The 16,941-nt window shown below is 67.6% G+C and carries 14 protein-coding genes; 9 read left to right on the forward strand and 5 right to left on the reverse strand.

The window, feature by feature from the left end; all coding sequences use genetic code 11:
- The first annotated feature begins 2 nt into the window (after nt 1-2).
- Complete coding sequence (locus ACFWFP_RS11080) at nt 3-1,226, forward strand: cytochrome P450 (protein ID WP_379295122.1); 1,224 nt, start codon at nt 3-5, stop codon at nt 1,224-1,226.
- A 49-nt stretch (nt 1,227-1,275) separates the two neighbouring features.
- Here ACFWFP_RS11080 and ACFWFP_RS11085 read toward each other — a convergent pair whose 3' ends face one another.
- Complete coding sequence (locus ACFWFP_RS11085; RefSeq protein WP_379294572.1) at nt 1,276-2,505, reverse strand: cytochrome P450; 1,230 nt, start codon at nt 2,503-2,505, stop codon at nt 1,276-1,278.
- Nucleotides 2,506-2,711: 206 nt separating this feature from the next.
- Entirely contained in the window at nt 2,712-3,035 is a 324-nt protein-coding gene (locus tag ACFWFP_RS11090) for a hypothetical protein (protein ID WP_379294573.1), read from the reverse strand.
- A gap of 171 nt (nt 3,036-3,206) precedes the next feature.
- Here ACFWFP_RS11090 and ACFWFP_RS11095 point away from each other — a divergent pair, with 171 nt between their 5' ends.
- On the forward strand, nt 3,207-4,004 hold the full coding sequence (locus ACFWFP_RS11095; protein WP_379294574.1) for an SAM-dependent methyltransferase: 798 nt from the start codon (nt 3,207-3,209) through the stop codon (nt 4,002-4,004).
- A gap of 168 nt (nt 4,005-4,172) precedes the next feature.
- Nucleotides 4,173-5,240 (forward strand): alpha/beta fold hydrolase, encoded by a 1,068-nt coding sequence (locus ACFWFP_RS11100; protein ID WP_379294575.1) that lies wholly within the window; start codon nt 4,173-4,175, stop codon nt 5,238-5,240.
- 73 nt (nt 5,241-5,313) lie between these two features.
- Here the strand turns inward: ACFWFP_RS11100 and ACFWFP_RS11105 are convergent, their stop codons facing one another.
- On the reverse strand, nt 5,314-5,940 hold the full coding sequence (locus tag ACFWFP_RS11105) for a TetR/AcrR family transcriptional regulator (protein ID WP_379294576.1): 627 nt from the start codon (nt 5,938-5,940) through the stop codon (nt 5,314-5,316).
- 106 nt (nt 5,941-6,046) lie between these two features.
- Here ACFWFP_RS11105 and ACFWFP_RS11110 point away from each other — a divergent pair, with 106 nt between their 5' ends.
- A complete protein-coding gene (locus tag ACFWFP_RS11110) occupies nt 6,047-7,969 on the forward strand; it encodes an acyl-CoA dehydrogenase family protein (protein WP_379294577.1) in 1,923 nt (640 codons plus the stop codon).
- A 47-nt stretch (nt 7,970-8,016) separates the two neighbouring features.
- On the opposite strand, the gene ACFWFP_RS11115 is transcribed toward ACFWFP_RS11110, so the two are convergent.
- Nucleotides 8,017-8,724 (reverse strand): TetR/AcrR family transcriptional regulator, encoded by a 708-nt coding sequence (locus ACFWFP_RS11115; protein WP_379294578.1) that lies wholly within the window; start codon nt 8,722-8,724, stop codon nt 8,017-8,019.
- 212 nt (nt 8,725-8,936) lie between these two features.
- On the opposite strand from ACFWFP_RS11115, the gene ACFWFP_RS11120 reads away from it, so the two are divergent.
- From ACFWFP_RS11120 to ACFWFP_RS11140, 5 genes are all read left to right on the forward strand, one after another.
- Nucleotides 8,937-9,863: an alpha/beta fold hydrolase gene (locus tag ACFWFP_RS11120; protein ID WP_379294579.1), complete on the forward strand. Its 927-nt coding sequence runs from the start codon at nt 8,937-8,939 to the stop codon at nt 9,861-9,863.
- A gap of 21 nt (nt 9,864-9,884) precedes the next feature.
- Complete coding sequence (locus tag ACFWFP_RS11125; RefSeq protein WP_379294580.1) at nt 9,885-11,663, forward strand: amidohydrolase family protein; 1,779 nt, start codon at nt 9,885-9,887, stop codon at nt 11,661-11,663.
- On the forward strand, nt 11,660-12,559 hold the full coding sequence (locus ACFWFP_RS11130; protein ID WP_379294581.1) for a metal-dependent hydrolase: 900 nt from the start codon (nt 11,660-11,662) through the stop codon (nt 12,557-12,559). The genes ACFWFP_RS11125 and ACFWFP_RS11130 overlap by 4 nt, the downstream gene beginning before the upstream one ends.
- Nucleotides 12,556-13,662 (forward strand): PDR/VanB family oxidoreductase, encoded by a 1,107-nt coding sequence (locus ACFWFP_RS11135; RefSeq protein WP_379294582.1) that lies wholly within the window; start codon nt 12,556-12,558, stop codon nt 13,660-13,662. The genes ACFWFP_RS11130 and ACFWFP_RS11135 overlap by 4 nt, the downstream gene beginning before the upstream one ends.
- A gap of 113 nt (nt 13,663-13,775) precedes the next feature.
- The gene (locus tag ACFWFP_RS11140; RefSeq protein ID WP_379294583.1) at nt 13,776-14,645 is read left to right on the forward strand and encodes an alpha/beta hydrolase family esterase; all 870 of its coding nucleotides are present in this window, start codon (nt 13,776-13,778) and stop codon (nt 14,643-14,645) included.
- A gap of 36 nt (nt 14,646-14,681) precedes the next feature.
- Here the strand turns inward: ACFWFP_RS11140 and ACFWFP_RS11145 are convergent, their stop codons facing one another.
- On the reverse strand, nt 14,682-16,742 hold the full coding sequence (locus tag ACFWFP_RS11145; RefSeq protein ID WP_379294584.1) for an AMP-binding protein: 2,061 nt from the start codon (nt 16,740-16,742) through the stop codon (nt 14,682-14,684).
- Between the last annotated feature and the right edge of the window lie 199 nt (nt 16,743-16,941).

Raw genomic sequence — 16,941 nt, forward strand, 5'->3', positions numbered from 1 at the left:
CACTGGATGTTTCGCCGGACTCGCGCAGTGGCCAGGACCGGGTGCCGCTGTACTCGCCGGAATTCGCCGCCGACCCGCAGAGCACCTACCGCGAGATGCGGCACCGCTTCGGTTCGCTGGTGCCGGTCGATCTGGTGCCCGGGGTTCCCGCCACCCTCGTGATCGGCTACCGCACCGCGGTACAGATTCTCAACGATCCCGACCATTTTCCCGCCGACCCGAAGATGTGGCAGCGCGACATCCCCGCCGACTGCCCGGTGCTTCCGATGATGCGCTACCGCCCCAACGCGATTCGCACCGCCGGCGCGGAGCACACACGCCATCGCCAGGTCACCGTCGCGGGCCTGGCGGGCGTGGACCTGTACCAGCTGCACCGCACCGTCGAGCAGATCGCGATGCCGGTGATCAACTCCTTCTGCGCGGACGGCCGCGCGGATCTGCTGAGCCAGTACGCCTTTCCTGTCATCTTCGCCACCATCAACGCGATGCTCGGTGTGCCCGCCGATATCGGCGGGCACATCGCGACCGGCATGGCGCAGATGTTCGAGGGTGGCGACACCGCGGCCAGCGGCACGCAGATGATGGAGGACGCGCTCTACGACCTGGTGCGGCTCAAGCAGAGCGAACCCGGCGACGACGTGACGACCCGGTTGGTGCAGCATCCCCAGCGGCTCACCGACGAGGAGTTGATGAACCAGGTACTCACGATGTACGGCGCGGGGATCGAGCCGATGCTCAACCTGATTCTCAATACGGTGCGGCTGATGCTCACCGATCAGCGATTCGCGGGCAGCTTGCTCGGCGGCAGCCTGTCCACCCGCGACGCGCTCGACGAGGTGCTCTACACCGATCCGCCGATGGCCAACTTCTGCACCACGTATCCCCGGCAGCCGATCCTGGTCGACGATGTGTGGCTGCCCGCGCATCAGCCGGTCGTCATCAGCATGGCCGCGTGCAACAACGATCCCGCGATCGGGACCGGCGATTTCCTCGACAACCGGGCGCACCTGGCGTGGAGCACCGGCCCGCACGGCTGCCCGGCGAAGTCCCCGGCCTACCTGATCGCCCAGGAAGCCATCGACCAGCTCCTCGACGCGCTGCCCGAACTCGAGCTCGCGGTCCCGGCGGACGAATTGGTCTGGCGGCCGGGGCCTTTCCACCGGGCGCTGGCGGGGCTGCCGGTGGTATTCCCGAGCACCGCGCCGCTCGTGGTACCCGGCGACTGACGGACCCCTTGCTCGGCCGACCGCACGGGCCGGCCGAGCAAGTTGTGCGCTATGCGCCGTGAATGTAGGCCGGCAGGTGGTGGTGGCCGTTGGAGATGAAGCTGGGCACGGTGCCGAGTTCGGCCACGGGCGCGGCCAGCTTCAGCTCGGTGAACCGCTCGAACAGCGCGGGCAGCGACACCAGCGCCTCGAGGCGGGCCAGCGGCGCACCGAGGCAGTGATGCGCACCGTAGCCGAAGGCCATGTGCGACTGCTTCTCTCGCGTGGGATCGAACTCGCTCGCGGTCTCGCCGTGCAGCTTCGGATCACGCGCGGCCGCGGCGTAGCTCGCCAGAATCGGGTCGCCCTTGGCGATCTGGACACCGTCGATGTCGATGTCGTCCACCGCGAAACGCAACGGCAGATGCGCGACCGGCGATTCGAATCGCAGCGTCTCCTCGACCAGATCGGGCCAGGTGATCGTGCCCGCACGCAGGCTCGCGAGCACATCGGGCCGGGTGAGCAGCGCGGTGATGGCCTGGTCGAGCAGGTTCACCGTGGTCTCGTGACCCGCCGAGATCACCAGCAGCAGCGTGCCGACGAGCTCTTCCTCGGTGAGCTGGCCCTCGTCCTCGTCGCGCTGGACGATCAGCAGGCTCGTGATGTCGTCGCCGGGCTGTTCTCGGCGCAGGGCCACCAGCTCGCCGAGGATCCGGTACATCTCCATGTAGTTGGCCTGCGACTGCTCCGGGGTGAGCGTGGTGTCGAAGATGCCGTCGACACAGGTGCGCAGGCCGGGGTTCAGCGATTCCGGCACGCCCATCAGTTCCGAGATCACCTGGATCGGCAGCGGGTAGGCGAACTGCTCGCGCAGGTCCACGGTCTGACCGGCCGGGGTGGCGGCCAGCTCGTCGAGCAGTTCGGTGGTGATGCGCTCGACCTGTGCGCGCATGGCCTCGGTGCGCCGCGCGGTGAAGGCGGGCGCCACCAGCTTGCGCAGCCTGCGGTGATCGCTGCCGTAGGCGGTGAACATGTTCGGCGCCGAAACCCACAGGTACAGCGGCCAATCCGGGGGGATCTCACCGGCGACGAAGGCGGGCCAGTGCTGGCTGGCGTCCTTGGAGACCCGGGGATCGACGAGCAGTTTCTCCAGCAGCGCGGCGTCGGTGATCGACCATGCCTGCACCCCGCCCGGCAACTCGACCCTGGTGGCGGGACCATGCGACCTGATCTCGAGGATCTCACCCTGAATGTCTTGCCCAGTCGGGTCCATTACGACCCGATTCGTCACCGTTTCCATTGTGAAACCTCTCGATCACCCGGCGCCTCGCGGACCACGGCCTTCCGAGGTCGCAGCGAAACATCTTGCTGGACTAGCCCTTACGAGCCGTTAGCGATGCTACCGGCCGAACGACTCTGTCGCAGTGAACACTTGGAATGGGGATCACACAGTGAGATCGAACTATCGACGCTGCCGAAAGCGATACCCGCGGGTCGGCTTCGGTGTCACTTGGGCACGAGCACACCCGTCAGATCGGCTTCCCGGATGGGAGTGTCAGGATTGGCCTGCGCGCCACACATCAGATCGATGGCGGCGACGGACAGGTCGATGGTGTTGGGGTCCGACGTCGCGTTGTCGCCGCGCTCCTGCTCGAGGAACTTGACCACCGTGGTCCGCCGGTCTTCCGGCGTCTGGGCGGTGTACTCGCTACATGGCGTGTCGCCGCCCTTGTTGACCGCCTTCTCCACCTGGTCACAGCCCGTGCCGAGCAGTGCGATCGCGGTGGCGGCGATCGCGGTGGCTACCGCATTCCTGCGCAGTGTCGTCATAGCGGGGCTATACCCGATTCCGGCCGTTGCACGCAGCGGTGAACGTTCACGGATTGACCCGACCGTTTCAGTGTGAATCTTGTACTGTCGCAGCCAGATCAGATGCTATGTCGCTGGTGGTTCTCCCCTGGGTGGGCGCGCCACTGTCAAAGTTGCAGAGGAGCAAGGCTCATGGCCGACGTGCAGACCCCCGTGATCAGGACCGATATCCCCCACTCCGCGCGGATCTGGAACTACTGGATGGGCGGTAAGGACCACTACGAGATCGACAAGATCGCCGGCGACGCGGGGCTGGCGGTCGACCCGGACATCTCGACCATGGCCGTGCAGTCGCGGCAGTTCCTGATCAGGGCCGTCCGCTTTCTGGCGAAGGAACGCGGCATCAAGCAGTTCCTCGACATCGGCACCGGCCTGCCCACGATGCAGAACACCCACGAGGTCGCCCAGGGCGTCACCCCGGAGGCCAAGGTGGTCTACGTGGACAACGACCCACTGGTGCTCGCCCACGCGCGCGCCCTGCTCACCAGCACCACCGACGAAGGCGTCACCACCTATATCGACGCCGACTTCCACGACCCCGAACAGATCGTCGCCGACGCACGCAACGTGCTGAACTTCAACGAGCCGATCGCGGTGATGTTCATGGGCGTTCTCGGACACGCCAAAACCTACGACGACCTGCTGCGCATCGTGCGCACCGTCGTCGGCGCGGTGCCCTCGGGCAGCCACCTCATCTATTGGGACGGCACCGACGACAGCCAGGCCTACGTCACCCTGTGCGAGAACTACACCGGCACCGGCGGCACACCGTACGTCCCGCGCCCGCAGGCCCAGATCCGCGGCGTCTTCGACGGTCTGGAAGTAGTCGAGCCGGGCGTCGTCTCGATCACCCAGTGGCGTCCGGAAGTGGCCGAGGTCGGCCAGGTTCTGCCGATCTCGGCCTACGGCGCCGTCGCCCGCAAACCCTGATCAACGCGGCCGCCTGACACGCCCCATCCGAGCCCGGCTCGCATGGGGCGCGGCCGCGGCCGAGCGATGAGTTACCTCCGGATTCGGAGGAGACGTCGAGACAAGATATGGTGATACGGGGAGTTACAGTTAGTTTTCTCCCGCCGTCTCGACGTTCCGGAGAATGACATGAGCCCCCTGTCGGTTGCACTGCGCAACGTGGTCGCGCTCTTCAGTGACGGCGTCGAGCCGTACGCGCCGACGCCGTCGGACATCGTCTCCGACGGACCGCACCGCAGGCTGCTGCGCTACCGGCGCTCCACGCCCGCCACGGGCGATCCCGTGCTGCTCGTACCGCCGCTGGCAGTGACGATCTCCTGCTACGACATGCGGCCCAGCCAGAGCCTGGTGCGATTCCTGCTCGAGCTGGGGCGCGAGGTGTATGTCCTCGATTACGGCGAGATCACCTACGCGGACCGCGATCTGGGCTTCGAGGAATGGGTCGACGACATCGTGCCCACCGCGATCGAGGCGGTCAGCGCCGGCAACGGAGGCTCCCCCGTCGACCTGATCGGCTGGTCCTTCGGCGGCACCATCAGCGTGCTCACCGCCGCCGGGCACGCCGACCTGCCGATCGGGTCGGTCACCGCGGTGGGAACCCCGTTCGATCAGCGCCGCAACGGTCAGATCTCGTTGGCCCGTAAGTTCGGACAGCTCACCGGCGGCCGCGAGGTCACCGTGCCGGTGCGCGTGGCAGGCGGCGTGCCGAAGTACGGGGTGCGGGCCGGTTTCCGCATCCAGTCGATCGACCGTGAACTCACCAAGCCCTGGTACATCGCCCGCAATATCGCCGATACCGAAGCACTGGCCCGCATGCAATCGGTGGATCGGTTCATGGACACCATGCCGGGCTACCCGGGCCGGTTCTATCGTCAGGCCTACCGGCAATTGATCATCCGCAACGAAATGTTCAAGGGAACAGTGCATCTGGGACCGCATCGCGAGATCGACCTGACCGGGCTCACCGCGCCGACGCAACTGATCGGCGGCACCAAGGACGCGCTGGCCTCGTCGGCGTCGGTCGCGGCGGGTATCGGGGTCCTCACCGGCGCGGCGGACGTTCGCTTCACCGAGGTCCCGGGAAGTCATCTCGGCATCATCGCGGGACCGGCCGCTCGCGCCACCACATGGGCGACGATCGCGGACTTCCTCGACAGCGTGCGGTTGTCCACCCGGGCACCCTCACCCACGCACTGACCGAACAACCGGCGGCCCGGGGCCGAACAATCGAGCCCTCGCTCGCCGGAATGCGCCTCTTACGCCCCGGCCGTCACGCGCTGCGCATGGCGCGATAGACAGCCGAGCCGACGAAGGCGCCGAGGTCATCGGGATTCCACGCGTCGCGATGGGCGAACAGGGTGCGGACCGCGCTTTCGGCGGCCGAGACCCATAACTCCACCAGCGCGGGCAATTTGCGTTCGGCGTCGTCGACTCCCCAGGCCAGCAACGTCGGACGGAGCAGCGCCGTGCAGCGTTCCACGGCGAGCTGACGACCACGTCCGAAGGAACCCGCGACCGCGGGGTCGGGGTTGCCGTAGATCAGCCGCCAGGCATCGGGGCGCTCGACGGCCTTGTCGAGCAGCGTGCGGAAGCCCTCGACGAACACCGTCTCGTCGGCGTTGGTCGCGCGTGGCGGCAGCACGTCGAGCACTCCGGAGATCAGAAAACTCTCCTCGCGCTGGATCAGCGCGTCGATCAGCTCGACCCGATCGGGGAAGCAGGCGTAGATCACCGGGCGGGTGACCTTCATGTAGTCGGCGACCGCGCCCATGGTGACCGCGGCGATGCCGTTGTCGGCGGCGATGGCGAGCGCCGCGTCGAGCACCTGCGGCCTGCGCCGCTCGGGGCCGAGGTGCGCGGCCCGCCCTCGCCGCTGCAGTGCCGTCTCGCTACCCATGAGCCCACCATAGCAACCGCCCCGGCTTTCCTACACCGATGTACGAAAATGCTACAGTGGCGAATGAACTGCCCGACCGTGCTGGACGCCCGCCAGAGGAGCGACGATGCCCCAGGATTTCTTCAACCCGAACACCGCCGACTTCGCGCAATTCGATCCGCAGACGCGCAGGCTGTTGCGCGCGACGGTCGACTGGTTCGAGACCCGCGGCAAAACCCAGCTGCTCGACGACGATCGGTCCCGCGTCTGGCCCTCGGACTTCCTCGACTTCGCCAAGAAGGAGCGGCTGTTCGCCACCTTCCTCACCCCGGCGGCCGAGGCGGGCGGTGACCCGGACAAGCGCTGGGACACCTCGCGCAACGCCATGCTGAGCCAGATCTTCGGCTTCTACGGCATGACCTACTGGTACGTCTGGCAGGTCACCATCCTGGGCCTTGGCCCGATCTGGCAGAGCGACAACGCCGTAGCCAAGAAGAAGGCCGCTGCCCAGCTCGACTCCGGGGAGATCTTCGCGTTCGGCCTGTCGGAGAAGGAACACGGCGCCGACGTGTACTCCACCGACATGATCGTCGACCCGCAGCCCGACGGTGGTTACACCGCGACCGGTGGCAAGCACTACATCGGCAACGGCAACCTGGCCTCGATGGTCTCGGTGTTCGGGCGCCGTTCGGACAAGCCGATCATCGACAGCGCCGCGGCATTGCGGGGCAAGCCGACGCAGGAGGATTACGAGGGGTATCTCTTCTTCGTCGCCGATTCCCAGCACGACGCATACAAGCTGAAGAAGAATGTCGTCAACAGCCAGATCTATGTCGCGGCTTTCGATCTCGAGAACTACCCCGTCGCCGAGGAGGACATCCTCCACCGCGGCGAGGACGCGTTCCACGCGGCGATGAACACGGTCAACGTGGGCAAGTTCAACCTCGGCTTCGGTGCGGTCGGCGCCTGTGAGCACTCCTTCTACGAGGCGATCGACCACGCCGAGAACCGGATTCTGTTCGGGCACAGGGTCACCGAGTTCCCCCAGGTGCGGGCGCTGATCACCGATTCCTACGCGCGCATCGCCGCGATGAAGCTCTACAGCGCACGCGCGGTGGATTACATGCGCTCGGCCTCGCCCGACGACCGTCGCTACCTGCTGTTCAACGCCATCGAGAAGATGTCGGTGACCCGTCAGGGACAGCGCGTGATCGAGGACCTCGCCGACGTGATCGCCGCGCGCGGGTTCGAGAACGACATGTACTTCCCGGTCGCGATGACGGCCATGTTCGGCCTGCCGCGACTGGAGGGCACCGTCCACGTGAACATGGCGTTGTCGCTGAAGTTCATGGCCAACTACATGTTCCACCCCGCCGACGCCGGCCTGGCCGCGATGCAGTCACTGCCGGGCGCCTCGGTGGCACCCAAGGGAGCCACTCGTGCGGTCGCGGGTGCCCTGACGTGGTCGAGTCGCAAGATCACCCCGCGTCTGGGCGCGGTCGTGAAGCCGCTGCGTGCCGAATTCGCCAGCGCCGCTTACGCTCCGGTGCCCTCGCGCCACGACACCGCCGACGACGAGTTCCTGTTCCGGCAGGGCCCGAGCAGCGGCCTCGGCCGCATTCGCTTCGCGGACTGGCGCCCGGTGTTCGAGAACTTCCGCGACGTTCCGAATGTGGCGGTGTTCCTCGAGCAGGTACTCGCCCTGCAGGCCCTGCTCGCGGTCGCCGCGCCGACCTCCTCGCAGCAGCAGGACGTGGACTTCCTGTTCGCGTTCGGTGAGCTGTTCACCGCGGTGCCCTACGCGCAGCTGGTGCTGGAGCAGGCGCGCATCGACGGCACCGACCGGGCAGTGATCGACCAGATCTTCGACGGCTTCGTGCGGACCTTCTCCGCCAACGCGCTCAACCTGCACAACAAGCCGACGGCCACCGCCACCCAGCAGCGCCGGGCCCTCGACCTGGTTCGCCGGCCTGCCTTCGACGAATCCCGTTTCGACCAGGTTCTCGGTAGGGCGCGCGCGCTGGCCGGGACCTACGAGATGAAGGCCTGACCCAGCACCGGCGGTGGCCTCCGCGCCTCTCGCGGAGGCCACCGGGGTCAGTCCGGCGGCGGCGCGTTCTCGGTAATGGTGGCCAAGGTCGCCGCGACCGACATATCGGGCTTGATGACGACGCCCTTCTCGCGGAGAAAGCCGTCGAACAACTGCACGACGGCATTGGTCGTCCGATCGACGAACAGTGCCGTCGGTTCCGGCAGCGGGACGGGATCGGTGTCGAGCCACAGGTCGGTGACGGCCATGACGAAGCCGACGATGCCGCGCAGCAGATGATCGATACCGTCGGTATCGAGTGCGACCGAGGACAGCACGCTGCGGCTGCGATCGGCCAGATCGTGCGAGAGCCGCCGGCCGATGTCCAGCGGCCGAGCGGCCGGATCGGCGCCCGAGACGCTCTGGGTGAGGACGAGGAACCGGAACACGTCGGGATGTTCGGCGATCACCCCGGCGTAGGCGGTGAGGAACCGATGGATCGTGACCCTTGGCGGCTGCATGATGAGCGAGAGATCCGGCGCGACGGCCGCGTAGATCTGCGCGACCAGCCAATCCGAGACCGCGCCGTCGAGCTCGGATTTGTCGGCGAACATGCGGTACAGACGCGGCTTGGCGACGCCCATCTCGCGGGCGAGCGCCTCCATGCTCAGGTGGGGTCCGTCGCGGTCGACGCACCGCACTGCGCCCGCGATGACCTGTTCGCGGGTGAGCAACCGTACGGGCGACCGGCGAGCCGGTCTAGACGATGTAGTCACTGTTCTCCCTGATCCGCCCTTCGCGTACGGCCAGGATAGCGGCGTTCGGACAGGGATCCGCCGCCGTAGGGCGCGCGGACTCCGAGCGGGTGTTGACAGCGGCCGTCGAGATCCTCAAGATATTCCCGGTACTCCGCGTACCAGAAAATGGTACCGGCGGTACTATTGATTGCGCACGGAGCAACGAAGCCCCGTGCCGGAAGGAGTCTCGTATGACGCGCGAAACCGGCAACCACACCCCCGGGGCAGCGTCATCCAGAACACATCTGGTGCGCAACGGCGACATTTCGCTCGCTGTCTACGAATTCGGCCCGCACGACGGCATCCCGGTGGTTCTCGTCCACGGTTGGCCCGATACCCATCACCTCTGGGACGGCGTCGTTGCGCTGCTGTCGGACAAATATCGCGTGATCTCCTACGACACCCGCGGGTACGGACAGTCCAGCGCACCGGCTCAGGTATCGGCCTACGAACTGAACCGCCTCGCGACCGACTTCTTCGCCGTGGTGGAGGCCGTCAGCCCCACCGAACCCGTGCACGTCGTGGCCCACGACTGGGGTTCGGTCCAGGTCTGGGAAGCGGTGTGCGAGCCGGGTGCGGACCAGTACGTCGCGTCGTTCACCTCGATCTCGGGCCCCAACCTCGACCACCTGGCCACCTGGATGCGCCGTGGCGTGCTGTCGGGGACCCCGCGCGGGATCTGGGGCACGCTCAGCCAGTGCCTGTCCTCGGCGTACACCACCTTCTTCATGCTGCCGATCGTGCCGGACCTGTTCTTCCGGCTCGTGGGCACCGAGAAGATCTGGAAGTTGTTCCTTCGCGTGGTCGAGGGCATCTCCGCGGAGCAGATCTCCCTGGCGCCGACCCTGAAACAGGACATGATCTCGGGGCTGCGCTTCTACCGGGCCAACATCATCGCCCGCATGGTCGGGCCACGGGAACGACGCACCACCGTGCCGGTGCAGTTGCTGGTCAACACCCGTGACATCGCTGTGCGCCCCGCGGGCTACGACGACACCGCGCAGTGGGCCGATCAGCTCACCCGCCACGACCTGCCACGCGGACACTGGCTGCCCTATTCCGACCCCGCCGCGATCGCCGAATACGCCGACGCGTTCATCCAGGCTCAGCCCAAGTAACCACGAAGGAGAGAAAAGCCCATGCTCGACTTCGATATCGTCATCACCGACGGTCTCTGGTTCGACGGCACCGGAGCCGCGTCCGCCCACCGCACCATCGGGATCCGTGACGGCATCGTCGAGGCCGTCTCCACCGAACCGCTGCCGATCGGCCCCGACACCGAGGTGATCGACGCCGCGGGCAAGTGGGTACTGCCCGGCTTCGTCGACGTGCACACGCACTACGACGCCGAGATGCTCATCAAGCCGGCGCTGTCGGAGTCGCTGCGCCACGGCGTCACCACGGTCGTGGTCGGCAACTGCTCGCTGTCGACGGTGCTGGCGTCCAACGCCGACTGCGCCGATCTGTTCAGCCGGGTCGAGGCCGTGCCGCGCGAGGCCGTGCACGGCGCTCTCGACCGGCACCGCACCTGGTCGGACCCGGCCGAGTACGCCAAGGCGCTCGACGAACTCCCGCTCGGCCCCAATGTCGCCGCCTTCCTCGGCCACTCCGACCTGCGCACGCACGTGCTCGGGCTCGGCCGCGCGGTCACTCGCGACACCAAGCCGACGGCCGCCGAAATCGAGCAGATGACCACCCTGCTCGACGCGGCGGTCGACGCCGGATTCCTCGGTTTGTCGTCGATGACGAACAAGCTGGACAAGATCGATGGCGAGCAATACCGGTCGCGGTCGTTGCCGTCGACCTACACCCGCGGCAAGGAGGTGCGTGCGCTCAACAAGGTGCTGCGCAGGCGCGGCCGTGTCCTGCAGAGTGCCCCGACGGTCAGCCTGAACCCCAATATCGCCAAGTTCTTTCTCGCCAGCGCGGGCATCGGCCGGGCCAGACTCCGCACCTCGCTGCTCTCGGCCGCCGACTCCAAGGCCTACCCGCCGCTGGTGTGGTTCATGCTCTACGCCGCGCCGCTGCTGAATCGCTTCGCGCGCACCGACTTCCGCTGGCAGCACCTGCCCGTGCCGTTCACCGTCTACGCCGACGGCGTCGACCTGGTGGTGTTCGAGGAGTTCGGCGCCGGCGCCGCGGCCCTGCATCTGAAGGACCAGGTCGAACGCAACGAACTGCTTCAGAGCGAGCCGTACCGGCGCTGGTTCCGCAAGCAGTACGACAACAAGTTCACCCCGCGCATCTGGCACCGGAACTTCTTCGATGCCGAGATCATCGCCTGCCCTGATGAATCGGTGGTCGGCAAGTCGATCGGGCAGGTCGGCAAGGAGCGTGGGCTGCACCCCGTCGACGCCTACCTCGACATGGTGGTCGAGTACGGTCCCGCACTGCGCTGGCGCACCACGATCGCCAACGATCGCCCCGAGTACCTCGACAAGCTCGCCGCCAGCCCCGGCGTGCAGATGGGCTTCGGCGACGCAGGCGCGCACCTGCGCAACATGTCGTTCTACAACTTCCCGCTGCGGCTGCTCGAAAGGGTGCTGCGGGCGCAGGAAGCCGGTAAGCCGTTCCTGAGCGTGGAACGTGCCGTCCACCGCCTCACCGGTGAGCTCGCCGACTGGTATCAGATCGACGCCGGTCACCTGCGCGAAGGCGGTCGAGCCGACCTGGTGGTCATCGATCCGGCCGGACTCGACGAGCAGGTGCACCAGCTCCACGAAGCCGCACTACCCGAATTCGGCCTCGACCGGATGGTCAACCGCAACGACCGCGCCGTCGTGGCCACCGTCGTCAACGGCCGCCGGGTTTTCGGCGCGGGTGAAGTAGCGCCCGGCATCGGCACGGACTGGGGAACCGGGCGGTTCCTGCGCGCAGGCCACGACAACTCCGCTCCCCTCGCACAGGAGACCCGATGAAGCTCCCGTTCCGTCGCACGGCCAGGACCGTGCGCGCACCCGATGTGGCGCTGCAGGCACGCAATGTGAAGTTCGACTGGACCTCGGCGCCACTGCACTGGATGCCGTCCGAGCCGATCGCCTCGCACGTGGTGAACTCGCTGAACCTGCTGCTGCCCGAAGGCGAGCGGATGTTCTGCGCCACCTACCGCGACGCGCTGCCCTACGTGCGCGATGCCAAGGTGCGCGAGGCCATGCTCGGATTCATCGGCCAGGAGTCGATGCACGCCGAAACCCATGCCAAGGTCCTGGACCAGGTTTTCACGGCCCACCACATCGACACCGCGCCCTACACCCGCCAGATGGAGTACGTCTTCCGTCATTCCCTCGGCGCGCGCGAGGGCAGCCCGCAACAGGCACAGACCCGTCTGGTCGAACGGTTGGCGTTCATCGCCAGCCTCGAGCATTTCTTCGCCTGGCTCGGCGACTGGATTCTCAACGCCGACCTGGAAAAACACGGCGCCGAGCCGCGCGTGCTCGACCTGTTCCGCTGGCACGGCGCCGAGGAGGTCGAACACCGCAGCGTCGCCCACGATGTCGCGATCTACTTCGGCGCGGGCTACCTGCGCCGTGCCGCGATGATGCTGATCGTCATCCCGATCCTGCTCAGCTTGCTCGTGCGCGGCACCAAGTTCCTGGTCAATCAGGACCCCGAACTGCCGAAGATGGGCTACCCCACGCTGATCTGGAAGATCCTCGGGGCGATGTGGCGCGGTGCGCTGCCGGGTATCCCGGCGCTGCTGATCAGTGCCGGGTCCACTTTCGATCCGCGCTACGACCCGGCCGATGTCGGCTCCACCGAGCAGGCGATCGCCTACCTCGCCAAGTCCCCGGCGGCCAGGGCGGCGGCACAGTGACGGTGTATCCCGCGCCCGAGGCGATCCCACCGGACCTGTACGGCAAGCACGATCACGATCCGACCACCAAGGTGATCGACGCCGTGGCCACTCTGCGGGTTCGCTGGTCGACGTTGATCAATCGCCGCCCGATCCTCACCAGGGCCGACGACGCCCGCTTCCCGGTGGCCGTCGCCGACCGGGTGCTGGTGGCGCAGGACCAGGCCGTCATCAATCTGGGCCTGCGCGCGCCCGACGGTGCCGGGCTGCCCCGATGGGCGCCGGGCGCGCACATCGACATCGAACTCCCGTCCGGGCGCCTGCGGCAGTACTCGCTGTGCGGCGATCCGGCCGAAACCGGCGAGTACCGCATCGCGGTGCGCCGCATTCCGCACGGCGGCGGCGGGTCGATCGAGGTCCACGACGAGCTGCCGGTCGGCACCGAGGTCATGATCCGGGGACCGCGCAACGCGTTCCCGTTCGCGCCGCCGGGACACGGTTCTTCGGCGAAACGCCTGCACTTCGTCGCGGGCGGCATCGGTATCACCCCGATCCTGGCGATGGCGCGCGCCGCCGACCGGCTCGGTATCGACTGGACGCTGGTCTATTGCGGGCGAAGCCGCGACACCCTGCCGTTCCTCGACCAGCTCGCCGAACTCTCCGGGCACGTCGTGGTGCGAACCGACGACGAGCACGGAACACCCGGCGCCACAGATCTTCTCGACGGTGTCGACCACGACACCGCGATCTACTGCTGTGGACCCACCCCGATGACGGCCACCCTCGTCGCCGCGGTGCGCACGATGCCGGGCATCGAGTTCCACTCCGAAAGGTTCTCTCCCGCACCGGTTGTCGACGGCACCGCCTTCGAGGTGGAGTTGGCGAGCACCGGTGAGATCGTCTCCGTCGCCGCCGACCAGACCATGCTCGACGCGCTGCTCGCGGTCCGCCCCGACCAGCCCTACTCGTGTCGGCAGGGCTTCTGCCGCACCTGCGTCGTCCGCGTCACCGACGGCGCTCCCGACCATCGCGACGGCGCGCTGACCCCTGCGGAACACGCCGCGGGCATCACGCTGGCATGCGTCTCGCGCTGCACGGGAAAACGCCTGGTCCTCGACCTCTGAGCGCGAGACTCCCGGCGCGCCGGACCTCGCCCGTGTCGGTGAATCGGCATCGAAGAACACCACTGTCCGCGTAGTGTGCGACGTGCAATTCTGTTCGCACACAAGGAGTTTCCGTGGCGTCCTCTCTGACGAAACGCCTGGCCGCGCTCTTCGGCGCGTCCTGCGCAGCCCTACTACTCGCGGTACCGGCGGCCGCGCCCGGTTCCGCCGGCAACACGGTTCTCGAAAGTCCGGCCACCGGATGTTCGACAACGCCGGTCCCCGGCAACGTCGCGTTCGACGGCCGGTACTACCGCGTCCACGTACCCGTCGGGGTATCCGCGGGCGCGCCGCTGGTAGTCGCGATCCACGGTGGCTACGACCGGCCCGAAGGAATCGAGGCGGTGTCGGGCTGGAACGCCCTCGCCGATCAGCACAAGTTCGTCGTCGTCTACCCGCGTGGCATCAAGACGGAGAACAAGCCGGACGGCACCCCCGGGTGGGGCTGGAACGCCGACGCGGCCGACGTCACGCATATCAAGAAGGTCGTGACCGAGGTCAGCACGAAATATTGTGCGGCACCGAATCGCATCCACCTGACCGGTCATTCCAACGGTGGTCAGATGGCCTCACGCGCGGCCTGCACCGCTCCCGAGGTCTTCGCGTCGGGCGCGGTGTACGCACCGGCACCGCCACCGACCGGATGCGATCCCGCGCGTGCGGTCTCGTGGGGCGTGTTCGCCTCGGCGAACGACGCCACCGTCATCGAGCCCATCGCCTACAGCCATGTCATGTACTGGAGCTGGGAAAACCGTCCGTGCCAGAACGAACAGCCCGACGGCGGCACCGACGTCAAGGACTCCCGGCGCTGGGACTGCGCGTCCGGCACCGACGTGCTGTGGCGGGTCTACAACGGCGGCAGCCATTCCTGGCCGACGGGCGCGCGGCGCACCGAGATGCTGAACCGGATGTGGCAGTTGTTCCAGGACCACCCGCGTCCGTAACGAGGCCGACGGAGGGGCTGGCTGCCACGCTCCGGTTCAGCCGGCCAGCCCCTCCGGATCGACCAGCAAGCGCTTGAGTACCTTGCCGGTCTCGCCGCGTGGCAGCGCGTTGAGGAAGGTGACATCGCGCGGCACGGAGAAGCGGCTGAGCCGGTTTCGGACATAGGTGCGCACCATCTCCGGGTCCAGCCCAGAGCCTTCGTGCTTGACCAGGAACGCGGCCAGACGCTGACCGAATTCGCGATCCGGCACGCCGACCACCGCGACATCGGTGACCTGCGGCAGGTGCGCGAGCGCCTCCTCCACCGGACGCGGGAAGACGTTCTCACCCCCCGAGATGATCATCTCGTCGTCGCGGCCCGCCACGAACAGCCTGCCCTCGGCGTCGAGGTAGCCGAGGTCACCGGTGTCCATCATGCCGTCGGCTTCTTCGGGTGGAGAGTCGCTGACATAGCCGTCGAACAGCATATGATTGCCGACGAAGATCCGCCCGACCACGCCGATCGGCACTGCGGTGTGCTCGGCGTCGAGGATGGCGATCTTGGTGCCCAGCGGCGGGCGCCCGGCCGTGGTGGGCGCGGCGCGCAGGTCGTCGGGCCCGGCCACGCTGGCCCAGGAGACCTCCGTGGACCCGTAGAGGTTGTAGAGAACGTCGCCGTAGTCGTCGAGGAACCGGTCGACGGTGACCGCGGCGAGCGGTGCGCCGCAACTGATCACCTGCCGCAGGCTGCTCAGGTCGTACCGGTTTCGCACCTGCTCGGGCAGGTCGACGAGACGCTGCACCATCGTGGGCACCGCGATGAGCGTGTGCACCCCGTGTTCGGCGACGCGGCGCAGACATTCCTCGGCGTCGAAGCCCTGCGACAGCACCACCGTGGCCCGTACCGCGGTGCTCAATTGCAGCGCCGAGAGCCCCCAGGTGTGGAACAGCGGGGCCGGGATCATCATGGTGCTGCCCGCGTGGATCGGGATCAGCGACAGCAGCGCCACCAACGTGTCGAAGCCCTTCGGGTGCGGGCGCCGCGCTCCCTTCGGGGTGCCGCTGGTGCCCGAGGTGAGCACGATCTGGCGGCCCGGCACCGTCGGGACGGGGAACTGCGAGTGGCGGATCGCGATGAGGTCTTCGATCGTGATCCGCGCCGGGTCGGCGGGTGCGTCGTCGGTGAAGAAGCGCGGCAGATCGGTGTGCAGATACTGCACCAGATGCGCCAGATCGGTATCGACGAACAACGCCGAGAGCCGGTGCCGCTGCACGATGTCCTCGATCCGCCGCCCCGACAGTCCCGAGTTCAGCAGCGCGACGTCGACACCGAGCTTGCCCGCCGCGACCATGGATTCGACCATGCCGCAATGATTTCCGGCCAGCAGCCCCACCGCGTCCCCCGCGCGCAGCCCGACCTCGTACATCGCGCCCGCCAACGCGGTGGTCCGCTTGTCGGTTTCGGCGAAGGTGGCGGTGCTGGTGTCGTCGATGAGCGCGACCTGGTCGGGGCTGTGCGCGGCGCCCGCGGCGTATCCGCCCGCCAGATTGAATCCCCACCGGTACAGCGAGCGCAGCTGCCTTGCCGAGGTCAGCGGCGGCGACACCTGGCCCGACTGCACCCACCAGCGCACAATTTCGGACTTGCGCCGGATCGGCGCCCGGTTGCCATTGGCCACCACCGAGGTCCGTGCGCCGTCCACGACGTCGGCGGCGCGCCGCAGCCCGTCCTTGACCCACCCGATGATTGCCGCGTTGGTCACCCGCGCCAGCGTCGGGTGCAGCCGCGGCGCCGCGAAGACGGTCACGCTCACTCGGGTACGCCGCTCATCCCCGGTGAGCCGGACCAGGGCGAAACTGCCCGATTCGGGATTGTGCAGTTCGAAACTCTCGTACCAGCGCCCGATGGTCAACGCCAGCCCCGTCCGCCGCACGCCCGCGGCCCGGTCCCCGATCCTGACCTCCCACACGGTGCTCCCGTCCGGGTTGAGCAGCCGGTCACACCCCCCGATCCCGGCCCACAACCGCGGATAGCTCTGTGGTTCGAGCAACACATCCCACAGGGCCCGGCGTGGGATGGAGAACTCCACGGACACATCGACGACATCACTGGGCATTGCTGCGCGCTTTCCTCAGCCCGGCCACGTTGCCGGGTAGTGCCCGCTCGTCTCGGCCCCCCGTGCCGTGACGGTGCCCGTCGTCAGGCACTGCACCAGCACTCATCCTCGGCCCGCCGGCGCGTGGGCAAACGAAATATCTCCGGATTCTGGCCACCGAACGAACCGAACACCCGGCAGCTGTGACAGGTGCCAACGT

Origin of the sequence: Nocardia sp. NPDC060249 (assembly GCF_042728755.1) — a bacterium.
GTDB lineage: Bacteria > Actinomycetota > Actinomycetes > Mycobacteriales > Mycobacteriaceae > Nocardia.

Bases quoted from the DNA above. Each gene is read 5' to 3' on its own strand.
- ACFWFP_RS11085 (WP_379294572.1), bottom strand. From the start codon at position 2,505: ATGGAAACGGTGACGAATCGGGTCGTAATGGACCCGACTGGGCAAGAC.
- ACFWFP_RS11090 (WP_379294573.1), bottom strand. From the start codon at position 3,035: ATGACGACACTGCGCAGGAATGCGGTAGCCACCGCGATCGCCGCCACC.
- ACFWFP_RS11095 (WP_379294574.1), top strand. From the start codon at position 3,207: ATGGCCGACGTGCAGACCCCCGTGATCAGGACCGATATCCCCCACTCC.
- ACFWFP_RS11100 (WP_379294575.1), top strand. From the start codon at position 4,173: ATGAGCCCCCTGTCGGTTGCACTGCGCAACGTGGTCGCGCTCTTCAGT.
- ACFWFP_RS11105 (WP_379294576.1), bottom strand. From the start codon at position 5,940: ATGGGTAGCGAGACGGCACTGCAGCGGCGAGGGCGGGCCGCGCACCTC.
- ACFWFP_RS11110 (WP_379294577.1), top strand. From the start codon at position 6,047: ATGCCCCAGGATTTCTTCAACCCGAACACCGCCGACTTCGCGCAATTC.
- ACFWFP_RS11120 (WP_379294579.1), top strand. From the start codon at position 8,937: ATGACGCGCGAAACCGGCAACCACACCCCCGGGGCAGCGTCATCCAGA.
- ACFWFP_RS11125 (WP_379294580.1), top strand. From the start codon at position 9,885: ATGCTCGACTTCGATATCGTCATCACCGACGGTCTCTGGTTCGACGGC.
- ACFWFP_RS11130 (WP_379294581.1), top strand. From the start codon at position 11,660: ATGAAGCTCCCGTTCCGTCGCACGGCCAGGACCGTGCGCGCACCCGAT.
- ACFWFP_RS11145 (WP_379294584.1), bottom strand. From the start codon at position 16,742: ATGCCCAGTGATGTCGTCGATGTGTCCGTGGAGTTCTCCATCCCACGC.